This is a genomic window from Sporosarcina sp. JAI121, from assembly GCF_013408665.1.
GTDB lineage: Bacteria > Bacillota > Bacilli > Bacillales_A > Planococcaceae > Sporosarcina.
In genome coordinates this window covers 2,300,785-2,324,626 of record NZ_JACCCL010000001.1, presented here as the reverse complement: position 1 = coordinate 2,324,626, position 23,842 = coordinate 2,300,785, and the positions used below count along the sequence as shown (strand labels likewise).

The window sequence follows — 23,842 nt, the reverse complement described above, 5'->3', positions numbered from 1 at the left end:
TACGCATCATCTGGAATTGTAGTACTCTATGTTTTTTACATATTTAAATGGTTTGTGTATTGTCGATTTCCATTTCTCATGAAAACATTCTCCAGTATCGTATAATTCCCATCACTGGAATCATACTACATGCAAATTGCATGAAAGGAGCGGAGAGTGTGGAGTCTTTACAGTCGCTACAACAGCTTCAGCAACTAAAACAACTACAAATACAATTGCAGCAACTTGAAATTCAAATACAGCTTCAACAAGAGGAACAGAAAAAAGAATCGGCAGCACAGCAACCGCAATCCATACAAATTCAAGAACAACCAAAGCCGGAGCTAGCCCAGTCAGAGCAATCGGCCCAGTCAGAACAACCTTCCCAGTCAGAGCAATCGGCCCAGGTAGAACAATCGGCGCAGGGAGAACAGCCGTCCCAGAAGGAACAACCAGCACAGGCAAAGGCACCCGAACAACAACCGCAAGGGCAAAAATCACAACCAAAAACAACAGATACAGCAAAGGAGCCTCCCGCTTATCTAGAGCCCCCGAAAGTGATATCCACATTACACATAAGCTATTTGCAAAATTTGCTGAGTGCGAACTTACTTGCGGTGAAACAATATCGGCAAGCCGTTCAAAACTGTCAGTTACCAGATTTAAAGCGTCAATTCGAGGAAGCGGGTCAAATGCATTTAGCACAGTACGATAAATTGCTAAGTTTTCTGGTGGAAAATGGAGGTCAAGCTAAGTGACATCTTCTAAAAAAATTGAAAACCCAAAAATGCCGCATTCACAAAAGGCCGGTGTCACTGACCATGATTTGCTTAGTGCTGCATTAGCAACTGAAAAAAACCTTGATATCGCCTATGTAACCGCAATGCATGAAGTGGGGCAAAAGATGTTCTATTCATTATATTTCGACTTGCTGAAAGAAACGTCATTACTACATCAGAAGTTGCTTGAATTACAGTTCCAACACGGCTGGAGTTCGCTAATCCCGGCTGCCCCCGAGGAAGTTGAAGCGCTTAAACAGGAGTACACCGATTACAGGCAGGAGCTAAAATAAGACAAGCAAAAGTAAATACCACTCAATTTACGCAGATTGAGTGGTATTTACTTTTTAGGTTGTTTGTATAAAATTCAATAACTTTTATTTTACAATACCAAGGAAATCCAAAAAAAATGCTGAAATAAGACGATACTATATAGAAGAAGGCTAAATCCCATTAAAATCTGTAAATACCTTTTCGCTTCAATTTTCGCCAGTAAAATCAACAATACAAACGGCAGACAGATTTTAATGGCATAGAATCCAAAAACGCTTTGATCATAGACAAAACGCATGAGTGGATTTGATTCTGTTATATATCGTTGTTGAATACCGAAATCGGTGAATAAGGAATCAGCAGCGGCTAACAATAACAGGGTAACCCCCGAAGCGAATAGTTTATGACGGCTTAAAATCGGTAGCTTTATATCCATTATAAGTTCTCCCACCTATCTGACAATAGTGAACGACATACAACTAGGATGGGAAGTATGTAACAATTTAAAACCTATTGAGAAAAGCAAAAAGGATGCGGTGAATGAATTTTATCTCGTATACTATATATGTTGAATAGATCAATACGATATTAAACTGAGCGAAGTCGCCATATCTGTGGTGAGTGGTAGCCGAAGCGTCTAGTATGGTCATTCTTTAGTCCAATTCTATGATGGTCGACTATTTCAGTGAACTCAGTATACTTGAGGAGAATTAGCGAAGGCGCCTTACAGGGATAGCCGGAGCAATAAGACTGACGACGAAGTTGTCTGGCTTATTGCGGGAGGCATGCCTAAGCGCCGAAGCGGATTAATTGGGATTTTTTTATATCCTCAATATCTTGAAAAGTGTATAGTGTGGGGTTTGTTAATCAGCGTGTATTGCGGGGAGTTCTTTGTCCAGTCTTCGATGATGGGCGTTGGAGTTAGAAAGAAGGTGTTCGCGTGATCCGAACGATAGGACTTACAGCAGAGAATAAAATGGTTTTTGATTTCCCGCTAACAGAGATTCATGCTCGAACATTCAAGTGGTATTGGATTGATTTTGATCAGCCGGATGAAAAAGAAACCGCTTTATTGGATTCTTTTTTTCATTTCCATCCACTTACCATAGAAGATTGTTTGAATCGCCTTCAAAGACCAAAAGTGGATTTTTATGACGATTATGCTTTTTTTGTGCTGCATTCCCTATGCAATGATGATCTAAAAGCGGAAGAGTTGAATCTTTTTCTGGGGATGAATTATGTCATCACCTTTCATTTCACGGAAATTCCAGAGCTGGAAAATGCCAAGAAGCGTATTATTGAGAATCCAAATAAGTGGAAGCAAGGTCATATTTTCGTTGCACACCAAATAATCGATAAAGTCGTGGATGATTATTTTCCGGTACTTCTTAAAATTGAAGACCACCTGAATGAAATCGAAGACAGTCTTGCACCCTCAACGGTCCATTTATCCATGGACGCCGTATTTGACGTACGCAGTAATTTGCTACGTTTACGAAGAACAATCGTACCGATGCGCGAGCTTTTATACCGGATGCTTAGCTCCGAATCTCTGACGTTCACCGTAAATGAGCAAGCCTATTTTAGTGACATCTATGATAATCTGTTACGGCTCGGCGATATTCTTGAATCGAATCGGGAACTAACTACAGATATTAGAGACAGCCAATTATCCATTAACTCCAATCAGATGAATCGTATCATGATGATACTGACGATTGTATCTTCGATTTTTATCCCCCTTACATTCATCGCGGGTGTGTATGGCATGAACTTCGATTTCATGCCGGAGCTTCATTGGCGCTTGGGCTACTTCATCGTTTTAAGCGTCATGATCGGAATCGGGGTAGCTATGTTGGCGCTGTTCAAATATAAAGGTTGGCTCAATATGTTTAAATCTTAAAACTCATAAAGTGGTGTTGAAAAAGGTGCCAGTATCCAATACGATTTTTCATCGTGTTGGATACTGGCACCTTTCTTCTGGTTGGAAACATTTACATTTCAGTACGAGGTTTCGCTGGGTTGCTTGGTGGGGGCGGAGTGCCTGCTGTTTCTGCCAATTTCATTAAATAATAACTTTCTTCTCGAGCCATATGATCAGCCATAAGTGGAGTTAACGTTCCAAGCGTTTCTTTATTCAGTCTCATTTCTTCTAATTCATGCAAAAAACCTTGGAAAATTATCATTTCCAAATGAACGTCATTATGAAATTTCTCTAATGCAGGAAATTTCATGACCTGGGTCCTTAGAAAGCCTGCAAGTTCCACAGCTTTCAAATAGAAGTCTTCCCAATCCTTAGCGAATTTACGGCTCTTCTCATGTAGCGGTTTTTCAACATGATCTAGATTGGCGTCAATGGCACCAGCGTGACCAGCAGCATCTAATAACCATAGCAAATCGTGATGGAGTGGGTGGACGGCCGGAGCCATCTGACCTTTTTCCAGACTGGTAAAAAGTCGAGTCGCTTCTTCCACCTCATTGACCATATGGTTAATGAAAGATGGGGGTAGAGAGATTTTGATAGTGCCTATTAGTTGTTCCTGAATCAAAATCAATTTGAAAGTACGGATTTCTTCGCTTGCCTGTTTCGCATTTTGAAGAAGGGAACAAAGCTGTTGTTTATCCAGTTGCTTCTTAGAAGTTGTAAGAAGTTGATCGAATTTTATGATGAATGCATTTGCAATTTTGATGTTTTCAACTTCACTCGGCGCCAATGAATCATGGATGAAACGGCCATGATCACCTAGAATTTGCAACCAAAAATGAAGCTCAAAGAGTGCATCCTCCTGAAACGATTTATTCAATAAACGACCTCCTCTTACTTATATTATTCGTATGAGTCGAACTCACTGTTTATGAGAACAGCGGACAGATAGCAACAATTGTGTCACATGGGCAATTCTTGCATATGATATTCCGAGGAGTGATGAAATTTGGACCGTCCGCTATACCGGGGAAGTTATAAGCCATATGTGTCTCCGCTTGACCCGTGTCCGCCTATCCGGGTGAAGACTTTTGTTTTACCACCGCAAATTTTCACGAATTTTCAACAGCCGGGGCTTCCCCAATATTCTCCTGAAGAAGCACTTCGTCGCGGGACACTTTGGCCGTTATTCGATGATGGATTTTCTCGGGAAGAGGGGATTTCATGAGCGCGTTTGAAGAAGAACGAGAGATGATGTTACGCGTACAGCAGGCGGATTTCGTAGTAGTAGAGCTGACATTGTACACAGATACTCATCCCGATGATGCAGAAGCGCTAGGTCAATGGCGCGAAGCCATTAAAGAAGCAGCTCATGTACGGCGCCAATACGAAAACAGATATGGACCCCTATCCCTTGCATCGGTTCCTACTGAACAGGCACTTGAAATTGGATGGCGTTGGAATTCAACACCGTGGCCATGGCAACGATGAGGAGGGAGATAAGCAATGTGGGTTTATGAAAAAAAACTGTTGTATCCAGTTGAGGTAGGCACGTGTAATCCAACACTCGCGAAATACCTTATGGAACAATATGGAGGAGCAGACGGCGAACTGGCAGCCGCACTTCGTTATATGAATCAGCGCTATACGGTTCCAAGTAAAGTCATCGGCGTGCTGAACGACATTGCAACGGAGGAATTTTCCCATCTAGAAATGCTGGCAACCATGATTTACAAATTAACGAAAGATGCAACACCCGAACAGCTGGTTGAAGCGGGTCTCGGGGCACATTTCGTCAACCACGGTCACGACCTCTTCTATGAAAATGCAAACGGAGTACCGTTCACCGCGACATATATTCAAGCGAAAGGTGATCCGATTGCCGATTTGTATGAGGATATCGCGGCTGAAGAAAAAGCGAGGGCGACATATCAATGGCTTATCGATGTTTCAGACGATCCGTTAATCAATGATTCCCTACGTTTTTTACGGGAAAGGGAAAATATCCATTCGCTGCGATTCCGTGAATCCGTTGAATTACTGAAAGATGAGCGTGACCGGAAAAAAATATTTTAAATTACCATTCCGTCTTCCTTATTATTTGGGAGGCGGAACTTTTATTGTGTGCTGTAATCCGATAGATAAACTTATCGGCATTGCTACAATGACGATTGTGTTTAGGTTCCCACCTAAAGAGGTAAACTGTAACAACGTTAAAAAAAGGAGTAGATTATTGTGAATGCAAAAGAAAATGCACTGAAGATTTTAAAGGAAAGCTCGGTCGGCACGATGGCGACGGTTCAACAGAACAAACCGCATACTCGGTACATGACGTTTTTCAGTGATGAATTTACGCTTTATACAGCAAGCTCGAAACAAACACAGAAGGTGGATGAACTTGAAACGAATCCCTACACACACATATTAATCGGCTACGATGGGAAAGGTCTCGGAGACGACTATCTCGAAATTGAAGGAACTGTCAGCATTTCAGATGACGAAAGCCTAAAACAGAAAATTTGGAATGAGCATATGAAACCGTGGTTCAGTGGACCGGAAGACACCAGTCTCGTCATTCTAAAAGTGGAACCAGAATCAATCCGTTTAATGAATAAAAAGGGCGAAGAGCCACATATAATTGAATTTTAAGCGTAAGTGAGGTACTGGCATTCGAAGCTAGTACCTTTTACTTTGCTGTACCTAATCAATTCAGCATCGTTCATCTATATTAATTTTTTTACAATAGGAAACTTGTGAAAATGTTTTCAAAGCTAGTATAAGAAGAACTATGCTATATTACTATATAAAAAGGGGAGTGAAGTGATGTTTTTAGCTTGGAATGAAATCAAAAAGAATAAATTGCGCTTTATGTTAATCATAGGCGTATTGATGCTCGTTTCATATTTAGTATTCTTTCTATCCGGTCTTGCTAACGGCTTGGAAAATATGAATCGGGAATCCGTCGACAAATGGAAAGCAACTTCCATCATTTTAACCGATGAATCCGATAAGAGTATGTCTCAATCTTCGATGACGCTTGAAGATATCAACGACATCGATGCTAAGGAAATCGCTGTAATCGGTCAAATAAATGCAATCGCCGGTAACGGTGATGAAAAAACGAACGTTTCTATTTTTGGCATCTATAAAGATGAATTCATTATGCCAACAGTGACGGAGGGCGAGATATTTTCTCATGCAAATGAGGTCATTGCAAGTGATTCCTTGAAAGAAGAAGGGTTCAAATTAGGGGACGAATTGCATTTATCCTCCTCGGAAGAAGTCTTGAAAATAGTAGGTTTTACAGACCACGCACGATTTAATGCAGCGCCAGTACTTTATGGAGACCTTTCTACTTTCCAACGGGTTAAATTCGGTGAAGCAGCAGAAGCGAATAAGGATAGCATAAATGGAATTGTAATCCGCACTGGTGATCAATCTAATCTCGTTCAAAATGATTCGCTGGAAGCGATTGAAATTGAAACATTCATACGGAACTTGCCTGGCTACACGGAACAGAATTTGACATTAAACTTCATGATATATTTCTTGTTTGGTATTTCAGCGGTCATCGTAGCGATTTTCTTATATGTTTTGACAGTCCAAAAGGTAAGTATATTCGGTGTTATGAAGGCACAAGGTATCTCTAACAGGTATCTGTCTCGTTCGGTCATTGCACAGACATTCATATTAGCCGCAATTGGTGTAGCCGTCGGTTTTGGAATGGCATTGATAACGGGTGCATTTTTACCAAGTGCAGTACCAGTCGCATTTGACCTCGTAACGATGCTTATCTATGGTCTAGTATTAATTGTGGTTGCTATAGCGGGCGCAGTATTCTCAGTTCTTACCATTGTTAGGATTGATCCATTGAAAGCGATAGGAGGGTAACTGATGGTAGTTTTAGAATTAAAACAAGTCAAAAAGACGTTCGGTAGCGGCCATATGCAAGTAGAAGCGATGAAAGAAACCAACTTCCAGGCTGATAGGGGAGAACTGATCGCAATCATTGGTCCTTCGGGTTCGGGGAAAAGTACATTCCTTACAATTGTGGGCGGTCTTCTATCTCCGACTTCAGGAGATGTAATCATCAACGGTAATAATTTGACTGAGCTGATTGAGAAGCAACGCTCAAAGATCCGGCTGAAAGAAATCGGATTCATCTTGCAGGCGTCAAACCTGGTTCCATTTTTGACAGTGGCCAATCAGTTGAAATTACTGGACCAAGTGAAAAAAGGGAATATGACAAAAAAAGAATTGGAAGAGTTATATGAGGACTTGGGCATTGGTGATCTACGTACAAAATACCCGGCCGATCTGTCGGGGGGAGAACGTCAGCGAGTTGCAATCGCCAAAGCCCTATACAGCAATCCATCCATTATTTTAGCAGATGAACCGACAGCTTCCCTTGACTCCGATCGTGCATATGAAGTGATGGAACTTCTAAAAAATGAAACAAAGAATAAGAACACGACGACTATTGTCGTCACGCATGATATTCGTCTAGTCGGCTATTGTGACAAGGTCTATAACATGACTGATGGTATGCTGACGTTGCAAGACGAGAAAAGCAAAGTAAATCAATGATAAAATTAATGATATGGTTCCGGAAAGTTCCGCGCACATATGATAACACCGCATCACGCGCAGTGGGAAATTAAGCATTTTCGTGACTTGGGACTGAATGAACAGGTCGTTTGATGACAAAAAGGATTGATTGGCTTTCTTAACTTTGGAGATTGAATCCAACTATTCAACGCCGTAAGTTTGAGTCATATAGCGAGTATATTAAAAATCATAATACTTCCTCAACTGACTAATAAGCCTTGTTTGTGAGATAATACGTTTAGAATGAGAGGCTGATTTGAAATGACATTTAAAAATTACAACTTAAGCGAGGAGATTACACGGGCGCTGAACGGGCTCGGTTATTCTTCACCTACTGAAGTGCAGGTTAAAGTAATTCCAGCGGCGCTTACCAAAACCGATTTGGTTGTTAAGTCACAGACGGGGAGCGGAAAGACGGCTGCGTTTGGCATTCCAATCTGTGAAATGGTGAGCTGGGATGAAAATAAACCACAGGCACTAATTTTAACGCCGACACGTGAACTTGCAGATCAGGTCAAAGAAGACATTACAAATATTGGTCGTTTTAAACGTATCAAAGCTGCGGCAGTCTACGGAAAATCCCCTTTTGCGTATCAAAAAGAAGAATTGAAGCAAAAGTGCCACGTAGTTGTCGGAACACCGGGGCGAGTATTTGACCATATTGAGAGGGGTACTCTTGTACTTGATAAAATCGACTATCTCGTTCTTGACGAAGCGGATGAAATGCTGAATATGGGCTTTATCGACCAAGTCGAATCGATTATTACTAAATTGCCTAAAAATAGAACGACAATGCTTTTCTCCGCTACCCTTCCTGAAAAAATCGGGAAACTGAGCAGTAAGTACATGAAGGATCCAAAAAAAATTGAGATCGCTTCAACTGTTACATTGACGGATCAAATTGACCATTCACTAATCATTGTGAGGGAGCAACAAAAATTTGATTTGCTCCGTGATGTGACTGTCGTTGAAAATCCGGATAGCTGTATTATTTTCTGCAGAACGAAAGATCATGTCGACAGTGTAACTGAACAGCTTGAAAAAATGCATTACACATGCGACAAACTACACGGCGGCATGATGCAGGAAGACCGTTTCGCCGTCATGGATGAATTTAAGCGCGGTGAATTCCGTTACTTGGTAGCTACAGACGTTGCTGCACGAGGAATTGATATCGATAGTATTACGCATGTTATCAACTATGACCTCCCTGTGGAGACTGAAAGTTATGTGCATAGAGTAGGAAGAACGGGACGTGCAGGTAAAAAAGGAAAAGCGATTTCATTCGTTACGCCCAATGAAAGTCACATCCTCGAGGAAATCGAAGCGTATATCGGTTTTGAAATTCCACACCGCACCGCTCCTTCAAAGGTAGCGGTTACCGCAGCAATGGATGCTTTTACGGAAAAGCTGGAAAGTCTGCCGAAATTGAAAAAGAACAAAAATGAATTGGTGAACAAAGATATCATGAAGCTCTATTTCAATGGCGGCAAAAAGAAAAAGCTTCGCGCCGTTGACTTTGTTGGGACAATTACAAAAATTCCCGGTGTATCCGCAGAAGATATCGGCATCATCAAAATCCAGGATACTGTGACATATATTGATATCCTAAACGGCAAAGGCAAGCTGGTTTTGAATGAAATGAAAACGACAACGGTTAAAGGAAAATTATTGAAAGTGCACAAAGCGAATAAATAATCGTACAAAAAAAGCAATTCCTGGTCAGTTTACACAGATCAGGAATTGCTTTTTAGTTGCAGTTACTTCCAATAGCCGACTGGTTGCCCCACCAGTACCTCGTTATTTAACTCAATTGTCGGAGTGAAGTGCTGGTTGTTTTCCAGAAATAGAATAACAGTAGAGCCGAAACTGAAATAACCAAAATCGTGGCCCTTCACACATTCTTTCGAAGAGGTAAGGAGTTGAATGCTATTGACGTTCAATGCACCGACTTTTACAATCGCCACTTTTCCAAAGTCCGTCTCAATTTCTGAAATGAGGCGATGGTTCGTAGAGAAGGGGCTCTGTCCAAGACGTAACCCTAAATTATTCACAGGATACGAAACACCGCCAAGCGCATAGCGTGAAACCAATTCACCCGTTACAGGATAATGGAAATGGTGATAATGACTTGGTGAAAGATAAAAGATAAAATAAGTGCCATCTTTATAGGGGGCCGCCTTTGATTCAGTGCCCAAAATTTCGTTTATCCGATATTGGTGGCCTTTAATTAGGAAAGTTTGATCGTCAGCTATTTTTCCCATTCCGTTTACAATGCCATCCACTGGTGAAGTGAGCACGTTAGGCGAAGGATCCACTTGACGGATTCCCTCTTTCAGACGGCGTGTGAAAAGTGCTTGCAGACTTTTATAGTGTGAAATCATGTGTTCCATTTCTTCATTATTAATGCGATAGGCATTGCTGAATGGCTGAATGAACGGCCGGCTCAATCGTGAGCTAGTGAATGATTTTAAGAGAGCGGATGAAACCGGGTTTCCTGTCAGCTCGACAAAAGATTTAAAGAGTACTTTTTTCATTTTATCCCCCAACATCTTCATTTACACCTTTGCAATGCGAATGTTGCTAATCATCAATACGGACATAATCAACATTAAAACAACAAAAAATAATGGTCCCAAATAAGGGATGAGGAAATAGCTTAATGTCATCGCAACACCCGCTGCAGTAATCGGCACCCCGTAAAATGCACCGTCAAATTCATTTGAATTATAGCGCGCAAGACGGACTGCGCCTGCCAATACATAAAAAACAGTAACGATGATTCCAAGCTTAGGTGTTAGGTACATGGCCGTTTCATAGATTAATAATGCAGGCGCCAATCCGAATGAAACAAGATCACACAACGAATCAAGCTCTTTGCCAAAGTGGGATTCTGCGTTGTAATGTCTTGCCACCATGCCATCGAAACGGTCAAATAACGCAGCAAGGAAAATAAATAATAAACTCATATGACCTAAGCCCTTTAATATAAGAATGATAGCAAAGACGCCAAAACTTAAATTCATCAATGTAATTGCATTAGCCAACTGCGCTTTAATTTTGGAATGTTCAAAATAACCAGGTAAGTACATGATATCCCTCCTATTTATATACTTACAATTTATTTAATAACCTACTGCAATGATCCGAACTATATGAAAATATAATGATACCATGATTACTCTCATGGAAACCGTTAAATATAACATAATTCAAATAAAATATGAAAATGTAATGAGCCCGAGTGCAATGATTTTCAAATAAGAAATCGGCATAATTCATATTCGTTAAATAGTTATTATACTTGAATAACGATCGACTCGCAATTCTATTCTGCATTTTCTTTGCTCCAGCGTGGGCACTTCATCGACAATGGATGTATGATAAAAGTAAGAAATAGCTGGCAGGTGATACAAAAGGATAACCCGTTAGAATAAAGGTAAACGTAAAGGTGTGAATTGAACGGTTGGGCAGATCAGTGAAAAAATCCCGAATGACTTTGTTAACTCAAATAACATCACTTATAACCATCGTTGTTTTGATCAGTACATTACTGGTAAGCATTCTTTTTTATATAATGATTGACGATATTGTAGAAAACTATATGGGAAAGCAAGCGATGACAGTAGCGAAATTAACGGCCCAACATCCAGCGATAATTCAAGCATTTAACGAAGAGAAACCGTCGCAGATCATCCAGCCGATTGCTGAAACAATTCGCCGAACAACGGGTGCAGATTACCGTCGCCAGCGACAAAGGACTGCGTTATTCTCATCCCAATCCTGAAAACATAGGTAAACCAACAGCTACGGGTAATGATCCTGTGTTGCATATGCATCAGTCCGTCATTTATCGGGGGAGCGGGGTATCTGGACCCGCTATTAAAGCGAAGACACCCGTTTGGAATGAGAAAGGGAAAGTTATCGGTGTTTCATCCGTCGGTTTTTTAGTGAATAATATCGAGCAGCAAGTGCTAAATTACAGAAAACGCATCATACAATTGGCGATTATTCCACTCATTGTAGGGATAATCGGAGCAATATTGATAGCAAGAAGGTTGAAAAAACTTATTTTTGGTTTGGAACCACAGGAAATTTCGTTCCTCTTTACAGAAAAAGAAGCGACCCTCGAATCAATTCGTGACGCCACAATTACTGTTAATATTGAAAAAGAAATTACCTCAATGAATAAGCGCGCACGTGAATTATTCGACAATCAGCAACTTGCGGTCGGCTCAGTTATTACAGATATTGATTTGAAAAAGTATATCGATAATGTCATCAAAACAAAGGATAGCGATATCAATAAAAAGCTGTTATTTAGTCAACAACTTTATATTTTTAGATACATCTCCAATCGTACTGGCAGATGATGTAATGGGAATTGTTATAACAATACGGAACGTATCAGAAATTGAACAATTGACGGAAGAGTTTTCGAAAAAAAAAACGTTCTCTGAAAACATGCGTGCCCAAAACCATGAGTTCCTAAATAAATTAAACACGATATATGGATTGCTTATGTTAAAAGAGTATGATCGTGCCATTGAAATTGTTTCTTCAGAAGTTAGTGAACGTCAAGAAATCATTTCATTTCTCATATCGTCAGTAAAAGATCCTTTGATTGCAGCTTGTTTACTTGGTAAAGTAAACCGTTCCATGGAATTACAAGTACGTTTGGACATTGATCCTGAAAGCCGTTTGGACAGTGTTTCAGATAATGCAAAATCGAATCACTTCGTTCCCATCATTGGCAATGTCATTGAAAATGCGATGGAAGCTGCAAGAGCAAAGAATGGAAACAAAGGGATGGTTAATGTTTCGTTTACAGATTTGGGCAATGAAATCATTTTTGATATTGAAGATAACGGAGCGGGAATACCAATGGCGATGGAAGATGTTATCTTCCTGGATGGCTACACGACAAAAAATGGTGGGAATCATGGGATCGGTTTAGCGATTGTGAAAAACGCAATCGGATTATTGAATGGTCAAATCTATGTCGATACAAGTGAGTTAGGCGGGGCGAGATTTACAATCGTTATTCCACTAGAGAGTTGGACTAAAAAGGATGTGTGAAAATGTCTACTGAAACTATTAATGTCATTATCATTGAAGATGATGAAGACGCGGCAAATATCTATAAGCAGTTCACCAATCAAATCAAACATTTTAATGTAATTGCAACAGCAAGTTCAGGCGGACAGGCTTTGCAATTATTGAAAGTGATACAACCCCAACTGCTATTATTAGATGTCTATTTACCAGATATGAATGGAATTGAACTTCTTCGGGAAATCCGGAAAGAGTATCGTGGCATTGATGTTATTATGATCACTGCCGCAAACGACACAGAAACGGTCAGTGAAGCAATCCGCGGCGGTGCTTTCGGTTATCTGATAAAGCCCATAATAATCGACAAGCTTATTGCTACGCTGAAGCAATATGACGTTGTTAGGGGGCAATTTCACCAAAATCAATTAGTTAATCAGAACAACATAGATGATTTATTTCGATCGAACAATAAGACGCAGGCAGTTGCTGGATCTAAAAATGAGACATACCCCAATGGAATTGACAAACATACACTGAAACTAGTCAGAAGTAAGATTAAGGATATCGATGGAAGTCTAAGTGCAGACGAACTCGGTCAACTGGCTGGAATTAGTTATTCAACAATGCGCAGATATTTGGAATATCTCGTTTCTCTTGAAGAAGTGGAAATCGAAATATTATATGGAAGTGTTGGAAGACCAGAGAGAAAATATAAACGGGCAACCCGCTAAAAAACGATTGATCAGTCGATATTTGCGACAGGTCAATCGTTTTTACATTTTGAGCTATTAAATGACAGCAGTTGCGGTATGCAAGACGTTTTGTTTCAAAGTAATTACTAAAAACGGAGGAAGGGCATGTATTATCTTTTGACGATGAACGGGGCAAGTCTTTTCTAGGATTGTTAAGGCGATGGCCTGGTGAATAAAGACATTACATTTAAAATGGATGCGTTATTGTTAGGAATGGGGATAATTGAACTACCTTTAACCTGTGTGGTTGTAAGAAATCTGCCTATTCGAAGAGGGAATACAACATGTGGGTAACCGGCTTGTTCTTTAATAGGGTGCATAAGCAGAATTCGACATAATAAAAGAGCGCCAATAATTAAATAGGCGCTCTAACGGAAATTAAATGTCAATGGCTAACCAACCATAGTAGTTAAAAATCATTAATTTCCTATTAGAAGAATAGCATGTTTTATAGTTGCAAATGCGCGATAATAGTGACGTATTTCGTAATGAATAATATTCCAATAAACTTAACTTTAACAGTATTTAAAAAGCATCTGACAAAACCTAATTAAAATTATTAACTGCTTTAAGTCAGTACATTTAAAAAACAACCACCTACTATTTAGAGGGAATGGCTGTATTACACAAAATTGTTTAGTTGTATTTATATGATGTAATCTATAGCTTCCGTGAAAAATACGAAAATAAGTCAAACAATAAAAAAATAGTCATTACGATCATTATCTATTCCTTTGTTCTAATTACTGATAATATTCTATCAAGGCGATGGGACGACGACTTATATCATCACTGTCTCTGCATTGCTGCCTTTATATAAACGGCTTGGTATGAATCGGTTGGTATTGGCTACAACAGCGATGGGTGTCATGAATATGACACCATGGGGCGGTGCCTCTGCTATGGCGATGGCATCGTTAGGACTGGAATCATCGGAATTGTTCATCCCGATGATTCCAGTTATGGGATTCGGTCTGATTTGGGTACTGATTTCCGCGTTTATGTTAGGAAAGATGGAGCGCAAAAGATTAGGAGTTATTGAACTTGAACCCATTAAAAAATCTGTTGCAAAACAACACGAAGCGGATCTGGAATTGGCGGCAACTGCCGAAGCCCCCGATTATCGCCGTCCGAAACTCGCTTGGTTCAACTTTACATTGACGATTGTCCTAATGGCTTGTTTGATCATAGACTTCATGTCATTGGCTATTCTCTTTATGATTGCTTTTGCAATTGCATTGCTCGTCAACTATCCAGAATTGAAACAGTAGCAAGAACGTATCGCAGTCCATTCGAAAAATGCATTGGCGGTTGTCTCTATTGTAATTGCAGCAGGTATCTTTTCCGGGATCATGAGTGGTACGGAAATGATTGATGAGATGGCGAAAACAATGGTTATGATTATTCCCGATGCACTCGGTCCTTATTTGGCGATAATCGTAGCATTCTAAAGTGCACCATTCACTTTCTTCATGTCAAATAACGCCTTTTACTTCGGTGTGTTACCCATTTTGGCACAAGCTGGGGAAGCCTATGGAGTAAGCGCTGTAGAAATTGGGCGGGCGTCATTGCTAGGCCAGCCGATTCACGTGCTAAGCCCTCTAGTTACGGCGGCTCATTTATTGATTGGCTTAGTGGAAACGGAGTTTGGTGATCTCCAACGTTTTGCTCTGAAGTGGACATTCGGAACTGTAGTCGTTATGACCGTAGCAGCATTGGTGTTAGGTGTTATTACAATAGGTTGAAATGAAAATGACGGCGAATCAATAATGATTCGCCGTCATTTTTGCATTGGATTTGTTTTTTGCTGAATTCAATATAATAGTAGAAGTGATTTTTGCAAGAGTCAGGACCGTATCTAAACGTGTTGTATTCAATGAGCTGACGGGGGTGATACAATCCAAATGATTTACAACTGCTTTTAAATGATAGTTGCCCAGTTCGGGTAGAAGGTTATTGATGGCGCATCCAGGAATGAGGGGGCCCTCTTTTAATAGAATGGAACCAATCTGATGACTATCGCCCAAACAGGCATCAACGCCGAAAATGATTGGTTCTGAAAACCGGTTATCGATTTCTTTCAATACTAGATTCAAATTCAGTGCGTGAACAGGATCTGCAATTGTTCCAAAGACATGATGAGGAAAATGATTTTCCTTTAACATCGTTCCAACAAAGGGTCCGAATGATTCACCTGTAGATCGATCTGAACCGATACACAAAAAAATGATTTCTCTGTTATACGACTTGCATAATGTCGTGAGCAGAAAGGACATTTCATCCATATCTTCTTTCGTCGAGGATTCTGATGAATAACTGTAATACAACTTATCCTCTTTTACACGCACTGTTTTTCTGTTCTTAAAAGGAAACAACCGGCGAGCCCCCTTCATAGATTGCTTTTATGCAATATTAACAGACAAATTAGATAATTGGAAGTTTTATTAACTGATTATGAACTAGAACTTTAACTAATGTTTATTCTTTCGTACAGTTCATTCAACCTGTCGTACAGTTTAGTCAATCCGTCGCACAGTTTCCAATTAAGTTGAAGAATGGAAGGCATTCCAAAATCGTCAAAGCGTATTTGAAGGAAATCCTCACCTTATAGATAGCAGTTACTTCGTCATCATCAATTCTTTGATGTCATGACCTTTAAACTTCACTTTCAATTTCAATGTTGTATAATCAATGACCTCGAATGACTCTGATGCTTTCTTGATCATATCTTCGGCATCCATATCCGCCTCAAGCGAAAGTTCGTTGAAAATCTTTTCGAGTTTATCCATCGCTTTGTTGCCATGCAAGTAGGAATCCTCCATTTTATTTTCATAGATTGCTTCCGTTTTATCACTTTTTTCATTGTAATTGACGACAAGCGCATCCTTCATTTCTTTTGTATCAATCGTCAAATCAAACAAAGTAAAGCCGTATGCGTCACCAATGGATTCCTTCGTTGTATCCGTTTCGGTCTCCGCTTTTGTCACCAAATTCCTATTGCTGCAGCCTATAATCAATACTAAAGAAGCAATCAGTGCGATTAGTAGCTTGATGGGTCTCTTTTCCATGTTGGTCATCCTTTCCGGGCGTTCGTAAAATCAGACTATACTCAATCTAACCGCGGAAGGGGAAAGTTATACGCCTAAGAAGAACAGGACAACGGGAATGGTGATGATACTAATCAGCGTGGTGATAAATGTCGTAAATGATACAAGATCAGGTTCCGTCCCAAATTGCAATGCGAACATCGTCGTATTTGCCGCGGCGGGCATTGACGCTTGTACAATAATAACGGCTTTAAGCAGGTCGTTCACCGGCATGAAATACAAAATTCCCACCGCAATCAAAGGAGAAGCCACCATTCTGATGACACTGACCGCGGATACATAACGGTATGCCACTCTCTTTTTAGAAATAACTGCAAGCTGCATACCGAGTACAAGCATGACAGTCGGAATGGATGCATCTGCCACAAGACTGATCCCTTCCATTAATGCTGTTGGTATAGGTACTGAAACTAATTGAAGACCAATGCCTAACATGGCGGCATAAATAAGCGGCATACGGATTACGCGCTGGAATGACTGCCCTAAAGTTGCCTTCTCTTCACCGCCGATGGACGCAAAGAAGATACCGACTGTATTCATTAGCAACGACTGAAAAACCATCATGATCACCGCATAGTCAAATCCGACAGCCCCGAATGCAAATAGAACAACCGGTGCTCCGTAGTTCCCGCTATTCATGAATACACCACCAAGAATCATCGCTGACAGCTGTGGCCGCGTTGCTTTCATAATTAAAGAAGTAATCCAAACGACAACAAGAAGGATGATTGTAAGTAGTATGCTGAATAACACAATGTAAAGATAGTCCATCGTCAATTCATTTGTGTAGAATGTCCGGAATGCTAGAAAGGGCGACATTAGGTAAAGGGCCGCTGTCGAAATTGATTTGATATCAAAACCTATTAATTTCTGTCCGATGTATCCAATGAAAAAAATGATAAATACCGGTAATATAATCAAAATTAAATTCATTATGGCTCATCTCCAACAATATGTCCTGTTACTAGCATAGCAGAATTCGGACTATTCAACTATTAAACTATATAACTTTGCATTATTTGAAATAAGAATGAATACTCCACTGATTATCGAATCGGTTTGGGGATAAAATCAACCGTTATTTTGTGTTCGCAATTATAGTGAACATCAAAAACTACAGAATATATGTTACTAAATTTCTGTGGAAGAGAAATATGATTTGAAGAGCATGTTTTTTTATGAAGTGGTATGATGAAAAAAATCAGCCACTTTAATTGTGAAAGTGAGGATATATAAGTATGAAGGAAATTGTTTCTTTTAGGGATGTAATGCTTCGAAGAGGCGACCGGGAAATCTTACATGGCATCAATTGGTCTATTCAAAAAAATGAGCATTGGGGAATACTTGGCTTGAATGGGTCGGGGAAAACATCCCTGCTTAATATCATGTCCGGGTTTCATTTCCCTTCAAGCGGTGAAGTTTCAGTACTTGGGAATCTATTTGGAAAGACCAATTTACCAAAATTGCGAAAAGAAATCGGTTTTGTCAGTAGTTCCTTGGATCGCTTTGCGGAGTATTTCAATAAAGAAAAGATAGAAAGAGTCGTAGTAAGCGGGAAGTTTGCAAGTTTCGGCATTTATGAGCAAGTGGAGAAAGAGGATTGGAAAAAAGCGCACTTATTACTTGAAAGTTTGCATCTGTCATATTTGATAGGAAAGCCATATCAGCTACTATCCGAAGGAGAAAAAAGAAGAGTGCTCATCGCCCGTGCCTTAATGAGCGACCCTAAAATGCTTGTACTGGATGAACCATGTTCAGGATTGGATATTTTATCCCGAGAACAGTTCCTGCAATCACTCAATGACGTAATGGGGAATGGATGTCATATTGTGTACGTAACCCATCATATTGAAGAGCTTGTTCCAGGGATATCGCATGTTCTTCTACTTAAAGAAGGAAAAGTCGTTGCGGGGGGACCAAAAGAAGAAGTGGTTAGTGATAATCTGTTGAGCGAAACATATCGGATTGCTGTCAAGGTCCAGTGGAGAGGGGCTAGACCTTGGTTAGTAGTGAACAGGAGTGAAGCACTAAAGTAATCCGGCAACCGTTCACAAAAAAGTGCCTTTTCATGCGGCACCGCTTCGTTTCTTACTATACAATTAAAGGGTAGTGTTTTACCTAAATAATAATGGAGTGATTGATTGTCATGAAAAGTAATGAGAACTCTGCAAAGACTTTTAAAAAACGCAATTATAAACCAATGATTATTGTACTTTCCGTCATACTGATTGGTGCGATTGGTGTCCTTTCGGGAATGCAGGGAGTTAAAGACTTCGATGCATTCGATATAACAATCCTGCCTTTGATGAATGCGATTTTGAACAGCTTTACTTTTGTATTTCTTGCGTGTGCACTAATCGCTATTCTTAAACGGAATATCACTGTTCATCGCCGTTTCATTTATGCGGCATTTACTACAACATTTCTTTTTCTAATCACGTACGTTGCATACCATTATCTAGCGCCATCCACGCCATATGGCGGAGAAGGCTTTATGGCCGCATTCTATTATTTCATCCTGATTACACATATCATTCTTGCGGCAGCCATCGTTCCGCTTGCACTGACAAGCGTTGCCCGTGCATGGAATATGGAGAACGAGCGTCATAAGAAAATTGCCAGATGGACGATGCCAATTTGGTTATACGTCAGTTTTACAGGTGTATTGGTGTATATCCTCATTTCGCCATATTATTAAGTGATAATGGTAGAGAATAAGTTCTCTACTATGAACAATGGATGCACATTTTAATTAACTTCATAGTAGAACATGAATCAACACTGCCTTTTAACAGTGTTGATTTTTTTCATTAGTTTTTCAGGAAATTGAAAAGTGTGGAATAGAAATCAACCTCTTTCAATTTGCATACACAACTGCATAAGTTAAATAAAGATTTCCTTCGAATATGCTTCGGCTCCCCGATGATTGGTCTACTGTCAAAAAGTAAAAAGGTATTCCTAATAATGAAGTCGAATCATAGGAGTAAAGAATAAGTAAATGTTCTTCTTGAATAAATGGGTAGTCTTGATTAACGAAAAAATCAAAAACCATTTAGTACAGTAGTAATAAGGGGTGTTTGGTTTGAATAATCGACAAGAAACTCCAGCTGGAAAAAGAGAAAGGGTAAGACAAGAAGAACTCAAGGGAAATCCAACAGGCGCATTAAAAGAGGGGTTGGATCGAGCTGAAAATGGTAATTTAGTTGATTTGGCAGGTGGTATGGGTTGGAAAGACATGGTTATATTAATAATTGTATTAATAGTTGGATATGTACTTTACAAGTTATTTTTTTAAATTTGATTAATAGATCTACTGTCATATAGAACAACTTATCTAAATAACCTTATACAGCGAACGGAGGCGTTTCTACAACCAATAGAGGCGCATTTTTACTAACGAGGCTGGTTACTACAATAGTAAATTAAACGTAACTTTTAGCCAAACGCTACGTATATGTGAAAAGGGGGGATGTAATGCATTGGGTGATGTGGATTTTCTGGGGTTCCATGATAACTTTGATTGTAGGCAGCTATCTTGTGGATTTTTTGACTGGACGGAAATATAATTTAAAAGAACAGGAAAAGTCTTTAAATCAGAACTCAGCGGATGCCGATTCTCTACGGGAGATGGCGCGGCACGACCAGCAAAATGGACCGTTTTAAATTAAGGAAAAATCTTTTGTTCTTCAACGACTAACGGGCAGTTTAGTTTAACAAAAGATGATAAAATGGTCGAATTGTGAAGGGTGAATTTTTTATGTTTGGAATTAAGTATTACAAACTAATAATGTATACCAATCCATCCAATATCATAAAAGACCACAGAACTTAATTTGAAGGTCCGATTGGTGAATATAACAGAAGTATGGGTTGCTAGGAATAAAAGTCTAAAAACAAATAGGGGGAAACTAATATGACAAAGAGAAATATGGAGTTGTCACTAGAACAACGTGAGGAATTACTCGAAACTTTGAAAGCTCGTTTTGAGAAAAATATGAACCGCCATGTAGGTCTCGAATGGGCTACAGTACAAGCCAAGCTCGAAGCTAATGCTGAAAAACTGTGGTCGCTCAATGAAATGGAAGGAACTGGCGGTGAACCGGATGTTGTTGGCCATGATATAAAGACGGGAGAATACATTTTTTGTGATTGTTCTGCAGAAAGTCCTAAAGGTCGCCGAAGTGTATGTTACGACCGTGAAGCACTGGAGTCAAGGAAAAAACACAAACCAGAAAATAATGCTATTGATATGGCAACTGCCATAGGCATTGAACTTTTAACGGAAGAACAATACCGGGAGTTGCAGAAACTTGAAAATTTCGATATGAAAACGTCGAGCTGGGTGCAAACACCTGCTGCTATTAGAAAACTCGGCGGGGCCATCTTTTGTGATCGTCGCTACGACACTGTCTTTGTGTACCACAATGGAGCAGAATCCTACTATGCTGCAAGGGGCTTCCGTGGCTTGCTAAGGGTCTAAATTTTGCATAGACAGCTAAATTTGAATTTGAGAACGGATCACCTGGGGAAAAGGCTTTAATTTAATTCTTCAACTATCGGAGGCATTTGCAAAAGATCAATGAGCTGCATAGACGGCTCTTTTTTTCTTATTCAACTTAAGGGCAGGATAGTTGAACAAGCCCGCATTATCCCATAAACCAAAGCGGAGATATATTCAAGTCTACGAAAGGGGTGAGAACTTGATAAAAGGAATATATGAAGCACATTTGCCGGTAAAGAATTTAGATAATTCATTGGAGTTTTATAAGAAATTGGCTTTGAAATTTGCTTGGCGTGATGAAGACACTGCATTCTTTTGGATTGAAGAAGGAAAAAGTTGGTTGGGTTTGTGGGAAGGTAATGAGTATCAAACTCCATATCACCCTTCTTTACGACATATTGCTTTTCAAGTTTCGTATGAGGATTTAAAGGAGTCTTTAAAATGGTTAGATTCTATTAAAGTTGAGGTTGTGCCATTTGGTGGTAGTAAATCTATTGAGCCATTTATTCGACCACATCAAGGCAATGCTTCAGTTTATTTCAATGACCTAGATGGTAACAGTTTAGAATTGATGTGTTATGTCGAAGTACCTAATAAATTAAAACATATTACAGATAAGCTGTCTTTTGAAGATTGGGAGAAGCTGACTAAAAGTAGAATGAAATAATAAAAGGCATAGTTTATTTTTCTATATTATATTAAAGTGGTTATTAATCACGTTCTTCTGACGACTTGAAACCAAGAATTAGTGAAGCAGTGAAATTTCTTCTTCAAGTAACAGGCAGGTTTTGTTGAATAACAGGGTAAGCCATTGAAACTCAATTTGGAAGTTGTGCATAAAACAAGTAAGCCACCAATAAGTAGCTTGCTTATTTTTACATGTTTAATTCTGGCTTTTGTGTTGAAGGTTTAATGTATTTAGCTAATAGCATACGTGAGATTGGTCCAACAATAAGTAACTGTGATGGAAGCGCCACGATAAAGTTTAGACCAACTGTTTTAAGGTAAGCCGTAAAAATCGAACCTTCAATTCCTGTCATGAACGCTGTTAAAATAACTCCGTAAATTGACATAATAAGAACCATTATTGGGACCATACAAAAAGCAATTGCCACAATAAAGTTGATTTCTTTCGATTTGTCATAAGGCAGTGATAAAGCAATTTTACGCGCATTAGGTTCAACGAAGGACTCCGCGATAAAAGCGACGATAAATGTTATGACAAATTGAATCACTGCACTCCCCACTGTAAATGATGAAAATCCGTGTAATGCTGTATTGTAGGATGACATAATAAGAACCATTCCAAAACACATGAATAGCCCGAAAATAATGCCTTCTTTTTTAGTACTAGGCAAATAAAAACATCCTTTCGTATAGCGAATAAATGTAATTATATATGCCCAGATCTTTTTACATAAGTGACGTTTCTGTGAATCTTTTTTAGCCAATCCTAAATTAAACTGTTTTTTGGGGGCGATGGATTGAGGTTTAAAATACTATTTTTTATCAGTAAATTCTTTTATTAAAAAAAGAGTCGACTGGAGTTGTTGGTATACTATATATGAGGTGTTAGGCAAAGGGAAAATAATATTATAAGAAAGCTTTAACTTTTGGAGTTTGCCTACAGTCTGAAAGGACCTGAAAAGGTCCTTTTTGTTTTGAAGAAATATAAATAAAATTCTATTAAGGATTCGTCGACCATAAACCTGCCGATTTAATAAGGATTCGGGGGTGCAGTTTCAACTGGGCAACCATTACTTCAGCAAGGTCTTCCGGCTGCATTACTTTTTCAGGATTGCCGTCCGTTAGGTTTTCTTCGAATGCCAAATCTGTAGCTACCGTACTTGGCGTTAATGCGCTGACACGGATGTTATGCTTCCTTACTTCAAGCATAAGTGATTCTGTAAGTCCGAGAACGCCGAATTTTGAAGCACTGTATGCGCTAGTGACAGGTGCGCCTTTTTGCCCGGCAGTTGAAGATATATTAATAATATCGCCTGATTCTCTTTCAATCATTTCCGGCAGAACCGCTCTAGTGACATAATAGATGCCCATTAAGTTGACATCGATAATATTTTTGAATTCTTCCGGTGATAGTTCAAGGAACTTACCAAATTTACCGATGCCCGCATTGTTTATGAGGATATCAATCGGACCAAGTTCTGCTTTGATATGTTCGACCGCGGCAATGACGGATTCATTATCCGATACATCAGCAGTGGCCATCGTCACGTCAACATTGTATTCACGAAGTTCTTCCGCGACCTTCTCAAGATTAGCAGCTGTTTTTCCGATGAGCCCTACGTTAATACCTTCTTTAGCAAAGGCGATTGCCGTCGCTCGACCGATTCCTCTGCCTGCTCCAGTAATTATGGCGTTTTTACCTTTTATAGTTTGCATTACTGACACTCCTTCTATCAATAGTCTCTACAAGTAGCAGTATAACAAATGCAGACTGAATTAGTGGCGGTGGTGACTTCAAAGGAGTCTTTTGCAAGGGGAAAGTATCAAAGACAATAAAATGAGCAGCATCATTAGCGGATGCCACTCATAACTTATTATTGTTAAAAATCTTTTAGCTTCTTTTCGATAGCATTTACAACATCTTCGATTGACTGTCCTTTCATACTTACAACGGGAAAATTGAATTCATCATTATGTCCTTCATTGATAGTTCTAACGACACCGATGTCATATCCTGAAACATTTTCACCTGTTTCGAACATCGTCACTTCATGCCCTTTTTCTCCTAATGCTGTTTTTACATCACTAAATGGTTCTTCCACCGCAATTTTCGCCACGATTAATTACCTCCCATCATTCACAATTGAAACTTGCTCCAATACTTTCCCCTGAAAGCT

The 23,842-nt window shown here is 39.5% G+C and carries 30 protein-coding genes and 1 pseudogene; 21 read left to right on the top strand and 10 right to left on the bottom strand.

The genetic code is table 11. The features are described 5' to 3' along the window. The first annotated feature begins 158 nt into the window (after positions 1-158). Together HDC33_RS16395 and HDC33_RS10980 are read left to right on the top strand one after the other, a co-directional pair. A complete protein-coding gene (locus HDC33_RS16395) occupies positions 159-737 on the top strand; it encodes a hypothetical protein (RefSeq protein WP_218843196.1) in 579 nt (192 codons plus the stop codon). Continuing rightward, positions 734-1,051 (top strand): spore coat protein, encoded by a 318-nt coding sequence (locus tag HDC33_RS10980; RefSeq protein WP_179392464.1) that lies wholly within the window; start codon positions 734-736, stop codon positions 1,049-1,051. Before HDC33_RS16395 ends, HDC33_RS10980 begins: the two co-directional genes overlap by 4 nt. An 89-nt stretch (positions 1,052-1,140) precedes the next feature. Here the strand turns inward: HDC33_RS10980 and HDC33_RS10975 are convergent, their stop codons facing one another. After that, on the bottom strand, positions 1,141-1,467 hold the full coding sequence (locus HDC33_RS10975; RefSeq protein ID WP_179392463.1) for a DUF5658 family protein: 327 nt from the start codon (positions 1,465-1,467) through the stop codon (positions 1,141-1,143). Positions 1,468-1,971: 504 nt separating this feature from the next. On the opposite strand from HDC33_RS10975, the gene corA reads away from it, so the two are divergent. Then, positions 1,972-2,934: a magnesium/cobalt transporter CorA gene (gene corA, locus HDC33_RS10970; protein ID WP_370457439.1), complete on the top strand. Its 963-nt coding sequence runs from the start codon at positions 1,972-1,974 to the stop codon at positions 2,932-2,934. Positions 2,935-3,025: 91 nt separating this feature from the next. On the opposite strand, the gene HDC33_RS10965 is transcribed toward corA, so the two are convergent. Then, on the bottom strand, positions 3,026-3,835 hold the full coding sequence (locus HDC33_RS10965; protein ID WP_179392462.1) for a DUF2935 domain-containing protein: 810 nt from the start codon (positions 3,833-3,835) through the stop codon (positions 3,026-3,028). 129 nt (positions 3,836-3,964) lie between these two features. Between HDC33_RS10965 and HDC33_RS10960 the strand changes: the two genes are divergently transcribed. The 7 genes from HDC33_RS10960 to HDC33_RS10930 all read left to right on the top strand — a co-directional run bounded on the left by HDC33_RS10960 (position 3,965) and on the right by HDC33_RS10930 (position 9,261). Further along, complete coding sequence (locus HDC33_RS10960; protein ID WP_179392461.1) at positions 3,965-4,183, top strand: spore coat associated protein CotJA; 219 nt, start codon at positions 3,965-3,967, stop codon at positions 4,181-4,183. Continuing rightward, positions 4,180-4,446, top strand: coding sequence for a spore coat protein CotJB (locus HDC33_RS10955; protein ID WP_179392460.1), 267 nt, complete (start codon positions 4,180-4,182; stop codon positions 4,444-4,446). The genes HDC33_RS10960 and HDC33_RS10955 overlap by 4 nt, the downstream gene beginning before the upstream one ends. Positions 4,447-4,461: 15 nt before the next feature. After that, positions 4,462-5,031, top strand: a complete 570-nt coding sequence (locus HDC33_RS10950; RefSeq protein WP_179392459.1) for a manganese catalase family protein — start codon at positions 4,462-4,464, stop codon at positions 5,029-5,031. A gap of 159 nt (positions 5,032-5,190) precedes the next feature. Then, positions 5,191-5,604, top strand: a complete 414-nt coding sequence (locus HDC33_RS10945) for a pyridoxamine 5'-phosphate oxidase family protein (RefSeq protein WP_179392458.1) — start codon at positions 5,191-5,193, stop codon at positions 5,602-5,604. A 174-nt stretch (positions 5,605-5,778) separates the two neighbouring features. Continuing rightward, entirely contained in the window at positions 5,779-6,846 is a 1,068-nt protein-coding gene (locus HDC33_RS10940) for an ABC transporter permease (protein ID WP_179392457.1), read from the top strand. A gap of 3 nt (positions 6,847-6,849) precedes the next feature. Further along, complete coding sequence (locus tag HDC33_RS10935; protein WP_179392456.1) at positions 6,850-7,542, top strand: ABC transporter ATP-binding protein; 693 nt, start codon at positions 6,850-6,852, stop codon at positions 7,540-7,542. Positions 7,543-7,824: 282 nt separating this feature from the next. Further along, positions 7,825-9,261 carry a DEAD/DEAH box helicase gene (locus tag HDC33_RS10930; protein ID WP_179392455.1) on the top strand — a complete coding sequence of 479 codons (1,437 nt, stop codon included), beginning with the start codon at positions 7,825-7,827 and terminating at the stop codon, positions 9,259-9,261. Between the two features lie 62 nt (positions 9,262-9,323). Here HDC33_RS10930 and HDC33_RS10925 read toward each other — a convergent pair whose 3' ends face one another. Then, positions 9,324-10,100 carry a phosphatidylserine decarboxylase gene (locus HDC33_RS10925; protein WP_179392454.1) on the bottom strand — a complete coding sequence of 259 codons (777 nt, stop codon included), beginning with the start codon at positions 10,098-10,100 and terminating at the stop codon, positions 9,324-9,326. 21 nt (positions 10,101-10,121) lie between these two features. After that, complete coding sequence (gene pssA, locus HDC33_RS10920; RefSeq protein ID WP_179392453.1) at positions 10,122-10,655, bottom strand: CDP-diacylglycerol--serine O-phosphatidyltransferase; 534 nt, start codon at positions 10,653-10,655, stop codon at positions 10,122-10,124. A 401-nt stretch (positions 10,656-11,056) separates the two neighbouring features. Here pssA and HDC33_RS16645 point away from each other — a divergent pair, with 401 nt between their 5' ends. The 5 genes and pseudogenes from HDC33_RS16645 to HDC33_RS16895 form a co-directional block, all read left to right on the top strand. Further along, complete coding sequence (locus HDC33_RS16645; RefSeq protein ID WP_255457342.1) at positions 11,057-11,350, top strand: hypothetical protein; 294 nt, start codon at positions 11,057-11,059, stop codon at positions 11,348-11,350. Beyond that, positions 11,268-11,936 (top strand): sensor histidine kinase, encoded by a 669-nt coding sequence (locus HDC33_RS16640; protein WP_255457341.1) that lies wholly within the window; start codon positions 11,268-11,270, stop codon positions 11,934-11,936. Before HDC33_RS16645 ends, HDC33_RS16640 begins: the two co-directional genes overlap by 83 nt. A 4-nt stretch (positions 11,937-11,940) precedes the next feature. Continuing rightward, on the top strand, positions 11,941-12,642 hold the full coding sequence (locus HDC33_RS16635) for a sensor histidine kinase (protein ID WP_255457340.1): 702 nt from the start codon (positions 11,941-11,943) through the stop codon (positions 12,640-12,642). Between the two features lie 2 nt (positions 12,643-12,644). Further along, positions 12,645-13,349, top strand: a complete 705-nt coding sequence (locus HDC33_RS10910; protein ID WP_179392452.1) for a response regulator — start codon at positions 12,645-12,647, stop codon at positions 13,347-13,349. Positions 13,350-14,116: 767 nt separating this feature from the next. Then, a pseudogene (locus HDC33_RS16895) lies at positions 14,117-15,115 on the top strand (CitMHS family transporter); the annotation flags it as partial. An 18-nt stretch (positions 15,116-15,133) separates the two neighbouring features. On the opposite strand, the gene yyaC reads toward HDC33_RS16895, so the two are convergent. From yyaC to HDC33_RS10890, 3 genes are all read right to left on the bottom strand, one after another. Beyond that, positions 15,134-15,745, bottom strand: coding sequence for a spore protease YyaC (gene yyaC, locus HDC33_RS10900; protein WP_179392451.1), 612 nt, complete (start codon positions 15,743-15,745; stop codon positions 15,134-15,136). Between the two features lie 243 nt (positions 15,746-15,988). Beyond that, positions 15,989-16,438, bottom strand: coding sequence for a YusW family protein (locus HDC33_RS10895; RefSeq protein WP_179392450.1), 450 nt, complete (start codon positions 16,436-16,438; stop codon positions 15,989-15,991). 66 nt (positions 16,439-16,504) lie between these two features. Then, on the bottom strand, positions 16,505-17,410 hold the full coding sequence (locus HDC33_RS10890; RefSeq protein ID WP_179392449.1) for an AEC family transporter: 906 nt from the start codon (positions 17,408-17,410) through the stop codon (positions 16,505-16,507). A 305-nt stretch (positions 17,411-17,715) separates the two neighbouring features. Here HDC33_RS10890 and HDC33_RS10885 point away from each other — a divergent pair, with 305 nt between their 5' ends. The 6 genes from HDC33_RS10885 (at position 17,716) to HDC33_RS10860 (ending at position 21,645) form a co-directional block, all read left to right on the top strand. Continuing rightward, positions 17,716-18,513, top strand: coding sequence for an ABC transporter ATP-binding protein (locus HDC33_RS10885; RefSeq protein ID WP_179392448.1), 798 nt, complete (start codon positions 17,716-17,718; stop codon positions 18,511-18,513). A 110-nt stretch (positions 18,514-18,623) separates the two neighbouring features. After that, positions 18,624-19,175 (top strand): DUF420 domain-containing protein, encoded by a 552-nt coding sequence (locus HDC33_RS10880; protein ID WP_179392447.1) that lies wholly within the window; start codon positions 18,624-18,626, stop codon positions 19,173-19,175. Between the two features lie 375 nt (positions 19,176-19,550). Next, the gene (locus HDC33_RS10875) at positions 19,551-19,772 is read left to right on the top strand and encodes a DUF6366 family protein (RefSeq protein ID WP_370457436.1); all 222 of its coding nucleotides are present in this window, start codon (positions 19,551-19,553) and stop codon (positions 19,770-19,772) included. A gap of 179 nt (positions 19,773-19,951) precedes the next feature. Continuing rightward, on the top strand, positions 19,952-20,140 hold the full coding sequence (locus tag HDC33_RS10870) for a hypothetical protein (RefSeq protein WP_179392445.1): 189 nt from the start codon (positions 19,952-19,954) through the stop codon (positions 20,138-20,140). A 250-nt stretch (positions 20,141-20,390) separates the two neighbouring features. Beyond that, positions 20,391-20,957, top strand: coding sequence for a DUF4256 domain-containing protein (locus HDC33_RS10865; protein WP_179392444.1), 567 nt, complete (start codon positions 20,391-20,393; stop codon positions 20,955-20,957). Positions 20,958-21,177: 220 nt separating this feature from the next. Continuing rightward, positions 21,178-21,645 (top strand): VOC family protein, encoded by a 468-nt coding sequence (locus tag HDC33_RS10860; RefSeq protein WP_179392443.1) that lies wholly within the window; start codon positions 21,178-21,180, stop codon positions 21,643-21,645. 208 nt (positions 21,646-21,853) lie between these two features. On the opposite strand, the gene HDC33_RS10855 is transcribed toward HDC33_RS10860, so the two are convergent. The 3 genes from HDC33_RS10855 to HDC33_RS10845 all read right to left on the bottom strand — a co-directional run bounded on the left by HDC33_RS10855 (position 21,854) and on the right by HDC33_RS10845 (position 23,782). Beyond that, positions 21,854-22,336, bottom strand: coding sequence for a DUF2798 domain-containing protein (locus tag HDC33_RS10855; protein WP_179392442.1), 483 nt, complete (start codon positions 22,334-22,336; stop codon positions 21,854-21,856). A gap of 328 nt (positions 22,337-22,664) precedes the next feature. Beyond that, positions 22,665-23,381, bottom strand: a complete 717-nt coding sequence (locus HDC33_RS10850) for a 3-ketoacyl-ACP reductase (RefSeq protein WP_179392441.1) — start codon at positions 23,379-23,381, stop codon at positions 22,665-22,667. A gap of 164 nt (positions 23,382-23,545) precedes the next feature. Next, positions 23,546-23,782: a YkuS family protein gene (locus HDC33_RS10845; RefSeq protein ID WP_179392440.1), complete on the bottom strand. Its 237-nt coding sequence runs from the start codon at positions 23,780-23,782 to the stop codon at positions 23,546-23,548. Positions 23,783-23,842: the final 60 nt, after the last annotated feature.

Excerpts from the sequence above, each read along its gene's own strand:
- HDC33_RS10975 (WP_179392463.1), bottom strand. The coding sequence starts at position 1,467 with ATGGATATAAAGCTACCGATTTTAAGCCGTCATAAACTATTCGCTTCG.
- HDC33_RS10955 (WP_179392460.1), top strand. The coding sequence starts at position 4,180 with ATGAGCGCGTTTGAAGAAGAACGAGAGATGATGTTACGCGTACAGCAG.
- HDC33_RS10950 (WP_179392459.1), top strand. The coding sequence starts at position 4,462 with ATGTGGGTTTATGAAAAAAAACTGTTGTATCCAGTTGAGGTAGGCACG.
- HDC33_RS10940 (WP_179392457.1), top strand. The coding sequence starts at position 5,779 with ATGTTTTTAGCTTGGAATGAAATCAAAAAGAATAAATTGCGCTTTATG.
- HDC33_RS10935 (WP_179392456.1), top strand. The coding sequence starts at position 6,850 with ATGGTAGTTTTAGAATTAAAACAAGTCAAAAAGACGTTCGGTAGCGGC.
- HDC33_RS10930 (WP_179392455.1), top strand. The coding sequence starts at position 7,825 with ATGACATTTAAAAATTACAACTTAAGCGAGGAGATTACACGGGCGCTG.
- HDC33_RS10925 (WP_179392454.1), bottom strand. The coding sequence starts at position 10,100 with ATGAAAAAAGTACTCTTTAAATCTTTTGTCGAGCTGACAGGAAACCCG.
- pssA (WP_179392453.1), bottom strand. The coding sequence starts at position 10,655 with ATGTACTTACCTGGTTATTTTGAACATTCCAAAATTAAAGCGCAGTTG.
- HDC33_RS16645 (WP_255457342.1), top strand. The coding sequence starts at position 11,057 with ATGACTTTGTTAACTCAAATAACATCACTTATAACCATCGTTGTTTTG.
- HDC33_RS16635 (WP_255457340.1), top strand. The coding sequence starts at position 11,941 with ATGGGAATTGTTATAACAATACGGAACGTATCAGAAATTGAACAATTG.
- HDC33_RS10910 (WP_179392452.1), top strand. The coding sequence starts at position 12,645 with ATGTCTACTGAAACTATTAATGTCATTATCATTGAAGATGATGAAGAC.
- HDC33_RS10895 (WP_179392450.1), bottom strand. The coding sequence starts at position 16,438 with ATGGAAAAGAGACCCATCAAGCTACTAATCGCACTGATTGCTTCTTTA.
- HDC33_RS10890 (WP_179392449.1), bottom strand. The coding sequence starts at position 17,410 with ATGAATTTAATTTTGATTATATTACCGGTATTTATCATTTTTTTCATT.
- HDC33_RS10885 (WP_179392448.1), top strand. The coding sequence starts at position 17,716 with ATGAAGGAAATTGTTTCTTTTAGGGATGTAATGCTTCGAAGAGGCGAC.
- HDC33_RS10880 (WP_179392447.1), top strand. The coding sequence starts at position 18,624 with ATGAAAAGTAATGAGAACTCTGCAAAGACTTTTAAAAAACGCAATTAT.
- HDC33_RS10870 (WP_179392445.1), top strand. The coding sequence starts at position 19,952 with ATGCATTGGGTGATGTGGATTTTCTGGGGTTCCATGATAACTTTGATT.
- HDC33_RS10865 (WP_179392444.1), top strand. The coding sequence starts at position 20,391 with ATGACAAAGAGAAATATGGAGTTGTCACTAGAACAACGTGAGGAATTA.
- HDC33_RS10850 (WP_179392441.1), bottom strand. The coding sequence starts at position 23,381 with ATGCAAACTATAAAAGGTAAAAACGCCATAATTACTGGAGCAGGCAGA.